This is a genomic window from Arthrobacter ginkgonis (genome assembly GCF_039540195.1).
GTDB classification, from domain to species: Bacteria; Actinomycetota; Actinomycetes; order Actinomycetales; family Micrococcaceae; genus Zafaria; species Zafaria ginkgonis.
In genome coordinates this window covers 1-3,265 of record NZ_BAABEO010000051.1, presented here as the reverse complement: position 1 = coordinate 3,265, position 3,265 = coordinate 1, and the positions used below count along the sequence as shown (strand labels likewise).

Below are 3,265 nucleotides of genomic sequence, written 5' to 3'. Positions count from 1 at the left end.
GATTGACAACGAGCGAGCAGGACCACCCGGAAGGGGAAACACCATGAACCAGCGTCGGGCCTCCAAGGCCGAAGCCGAAGTTAGCCGTGCAGAGCCGGTACGCCCGACGTTCGGGATCACCCTGTGAGTCCGCTGCAGGTGGCCGCGCACCTCGAGCAGAAAGCCCGCCAGCTGCGGGTCGAAGCAGACCATCTCGACACGGTGCCGGCCACCACCCAAACCCTCTCCCGCCGCAACCACGCGGCAGCCAACCAACTGCGGGCCGAAGCCCAAGGGCTCACCGCCCAAGCCTGGACACTCCGAGCCCGCACCCAAACCAACCACCACGCACGCCCATGAAGGAGAACACCATGAGCACCGAGAAGCGCCGGACAAAGCGCCGATACGCCCACGAGCTATACCCCCAGCGCGGCGAGTGGGAGGTGCGCCCGCTGGAGGTCGAAGTGCCCGCGCTCTATGCCTACGCCGCAGGCATGGACCCTCAGGGCACGGGCTGGTTCAAAGCCGAAGGGCCGGAGAAAGTCGCCCGGATCGCCAACATGATCCAGTGCCAGGAAATCGCCCTGGCCGCCGACGCCATGCTCCAAGGCCTCACAGGACAAGCCGCGTGGGAGTTCGTAGTCAAAAACCTCACCGATGACGGCGAACTGTTCTACGAGCGGGTGGTCCATTACGGGGTGGACCCGGACAAGATCAAGCCCTACCCGTGCGGCCCGACCCCGGACCACCACGACCACCTCTCCGAGCCGGATGCACGCGGCTGGCAGACCGTCACCCGAGTAGACGGAACCGAAGACGCATGCCCGGACTGCACCGAGCCAGTCACCGAGGAGGCCGCCAAGTGATCCCCGAGCACCTGATCGAAGCCGCCGCCACCATCCTCAACAGCGAAGTGGGCCGGGGCCCATGGGAGGAGCTGCCGCCCGCAGCGCAGGACAGGTGGCGCCAAGTCGCCCGCGCCTCCCTCGTGGCTGCTGACAAGGCCGCCATGGTCCGCAGTGTGGAAGAGCTCGACGCACTGCCAGACGGATCGGTAGTCATGACTCGGTACGGCGACGCAATCACCATCCGAGAATCGGTGCGAGGCACCAAGGGCGACGCCTACCACTTTGTACTCTCAGACCCCGACGACTTCGCCACCGTCCTCCACTACGGGAACGGGGCCGCCCTGTGAGCGCGCTGGAGGCCATCAAGGTCCGGCTGTCTACCGCAACCGAAGCAACCGGCGCAGCAGAGCAAGACCGGAGGTGGCAGGCCCAGCACCTAAAGACCCTGGCCGTCACGAACAGCCAAGCGGACGTGCCCCGCCTGGTCTCCGCCCTCGAAGCCGTGGAAGCACTGGCGGACCGGTGGGAGCAGACCCCCGCACTCCGCAAGGGGCCGGCCGCCCAGGAACTCCGCACCGCCATCCGCACCGCACTGGAAGGAACCCGATGAGCACCGAACGCGAAGACCTCGCCCGCGCCATCTTCATCGCCGACAATGCCAACGCGCCGGACGCCGCACGCGAGTGGGACTGGGCCGACGACGAGAAGGTTGCCTACGCCTTCGCCATCGCTGACGGACTCATTGCCGCCGGCTACCGCAAGGCCGCGCCCGCCCTCATTGCCGCGACGGCCATAGTCGCGGCCCTGCAGGAAGCCGTCGACGAACTGGACCACCGAGCCGCCACACTGGAAGCCGCGCAGGAGAACCTGACCGACGCGGACGACATGATCCGATACCGGGCCTACGAAGCCCAAACCCGAAACATCGCCGACAGCCTGCGCGCCCGTGCCGTCAAGCTGACCGCTGAGGCCTCCCGATGAGCCGTAGTGTGCGCGACCCCCAGACCTGGCGGGGCGTCCAACCCACCACCCCGCAGACCGGCGCCACCCAGGGGAAGGAGGCGCGCCGTGGCTGAGCGGATCCAGCGGCGCCGCACCAAAGGCTGGCGGATGCCCGCAGGCGCCGTCTACGTCGGTCGGCCCACACGGTGGGGCAACCCCTACACCGTCGGCGACGAATCCGCATGGATGGGCGCACAGCCCGTCTACGGCATCGAGGAACCGCTGACCCGAGGCGACGCAGCACAGCTCTTCCACCTGGCATTGACGGGTGGCCACCTCGACATCACTGCGGAGGCGATCCGCACCGAGCTGGCCGGGAAGGACCTGGCCTGCTGGTGCCCGCTCGATCAGCCCTGCCACGCCGACGTGCTTCTCGAACTCGCCAACCAGGAGGCCCAGTGAGCAACAAGGTTGAGGCCACGTTCCACCCGGGCACCCAGCCCACGACGGTGGAGGCCGGCCGGATCACCAACGACGACCTCGGCCGCATCGTGACCGCCCGCGACCAGTCCGGCACCGTCGTCACCGGGGAACTCGACTACTACACCCAGTCCCGTACCCAGACCGTGCTGCGGCTCCTCTACCACCGGGTGCCCGTCGAAGTCCGCACCGAACCAGACCGGAAGATCACCATCGCCGGGAGGCAAGCAGCATGAAGTATCTCGAACTGACCCTCGTCATGAAGTCCGGCGCGACCCTGACCGCGGCTGTCGACGAAATCAAGGCCAGCCGCAGCCCGATCAGTGGCGAGCTGACGCAGTTGAACTGGACGCACGTTCCCCAGGAGCTGGGCCTGCCGCGTCTGTTCGACGTCAACATCGCCGAGGTCGCCGCCATCAGCACGCGCCACGTAGACGATGGGACAGCCGAGGAAGCCGCGTGACCACCACGATCGAAGCCCGCCGACTCTCCGGGGTAGACCTCGGGAAGACCGTGGAACTGCACCACGAGCGCTCCGGACGCCTCTGGGCCCGCGGCGAACTGATCGGGCTAGAGCACAACGAGTATGGCGTGCTCCTGCGGTTCCCGTGGACCGAGAACAAGTTCAGGGTCGGCCTCCACCGCCTGATCAGCATCACCGGGAAGCCGTCGCCGGGCGCCGGCGCCACCGCGGCGGTCACCGGCCCGCCCGGCCCAGAACCTAGGATCGAAGGATGAGCGAAACAACCAGCGAGCTGTGGGAATTTGTCAAAGACTCCCCCTGGGGGGGAGCCTACCTAGACGAACTCTTCTGGCTCGCCGATTCCGTCGCGAATGCCTGCGACAAAGTCTTCGAAACGGCGCCGCCCCCACCCCCGTCGGGCGATTCATATATCCGCGTCGATGCTGACCTCCACCGGACGATCGACATCGCATTGAACGGCGCGGCCCGGGTTAGGGCCCTCCTGAAGAACCGGACCCAAGGAAGACGCCAGTCAGCGAAAAGCTTTGCGTTT

General features: G+C 67.1%; 10 protein-coding genes. All 10 read left to right on the top strand.

From position 1 onward, the window contains the following. Positions 1 to 123 precede the first annotated feature (123 nt). Positions 124 to 339 (top strand): hypothetical protein, encoded by a 216-nt coding sequence (locus tag ABD912_RS23470; RefSeq protein ID WP_345154898.1) that lies wholly within the window; start codon positions 124 to 126, stop codon positions 337 to 339. Positions 340 to 350: 11 nt separating this feature from the next. Further along, positions 351 to 845, top strand: coding sequence for a hypothetical protein (locus ABD912_RS23465; protein WP_345154896.1), 495 nt, complete (start codon positions 351 to 353; stop codon positions 843 to 845). Then, entirely contained in the window at positions 842 to 1,174 is a 333-nt protein-coding gene (locus tag ABD912_RS23460; RefSeq protein WP_345154894.1) for a hypothetical protein, read from the top strand. Before ABD912_RS23465 ends, ABD912_RS23460 begins: the two co-directional genes overlap by 4 nt. Further along, a complete protein-coding gene (locus tag ABD912_RS23455; protein WP_345154893.1) occupies positions 1,171 to 1,437 on the top strand; it encodes a hypothetical protein in 267 nt (88 codons plus the stop codon). The genes ABD912_RS23460 and ABD912_RS23455 overlap by 4 nt, the downstream gene beginning before the upstream one ends. Then, positions 1,434 to 1,808 carry a hypothetical protein gene (locus ABD912_RS23450; RefSeq protein ID WP_345154892.1) on the top strand — a complete coding sequence of 125 codons (375 nt, stop codon included), beginning with the start codon at positions 1,434 to 1,436 and terminating at the stop codon, positions 1,806 to 1,808. Before ABD912_RS23455 ends, ABD912_RS23450 begins: the two co-directional genes overlap by 4 nt. A gap of 87 nt (positions 1,809 to 1,895) precedes the next feature. After that, the gene (locus ABD912_RS23445) at positions 1,896 to 2,231 is read left to right on the top strand and encodes a DUF4326 domain-containing protein (RefSeq protein ID WP_345154891.1); all 336 of its coding nucleotides are present in this window, start codon (positions 1,896 to 1,898) and stop codon (positions 2,229 to 2,231) included. Further along, the gene (locus tag ABD912_RS23440; protein ID WP_345154890.1) at positions 2,228 to 2,485 is read left to right on the top strand and encodes a hypothetical protein; all 258 of its coding nucleotides are present in this window, start codon (positions 2,228 to 2,230) and stop codon (positions 2,483 to 2,485) included. The genes ABD912_RS23445 and ABD912_RS23440 overlap by 4 nt, the downstream gene beginning before the upstream one ends. Continuing rightward, entirely contained in the window at positions 2,482 to 2,712 is a 231-nt protein-coding gene (locus ABD912_RS23435; RefSeq protein ID WP_345154888.1) for a hypothetical protein, read from the top strand. The genes ABD912_RS23440 and ABD912_RS23435 overlap by 4 nt, the downstream gene beginning before the upstream one ends. Further along, complete coding sequence (locus ABD912_RS23430) at positions 2,709 to 2,987, top strand: hypothetical protein (protein ID WP_345154886.1); 279 nt, start codon at positions 2,709 to 2,711, stop codon at positions 2,985 to 2,987. Before ABD912_RS23435 ends, ABD912_RS23430 begins: the two co-directional genes overlap by 4 nt. Then, the coding region (locus ABD912_RS23425; RefSeq protein WP_345154884.1) for a hypothetical protein at positions 2,984 to 3,265 on the top strand (282 nt) is incomplete at its 3' end. The genes ABD912_RS23430 and ABD912_RS23425, both read left to right, overlap by 4 nt.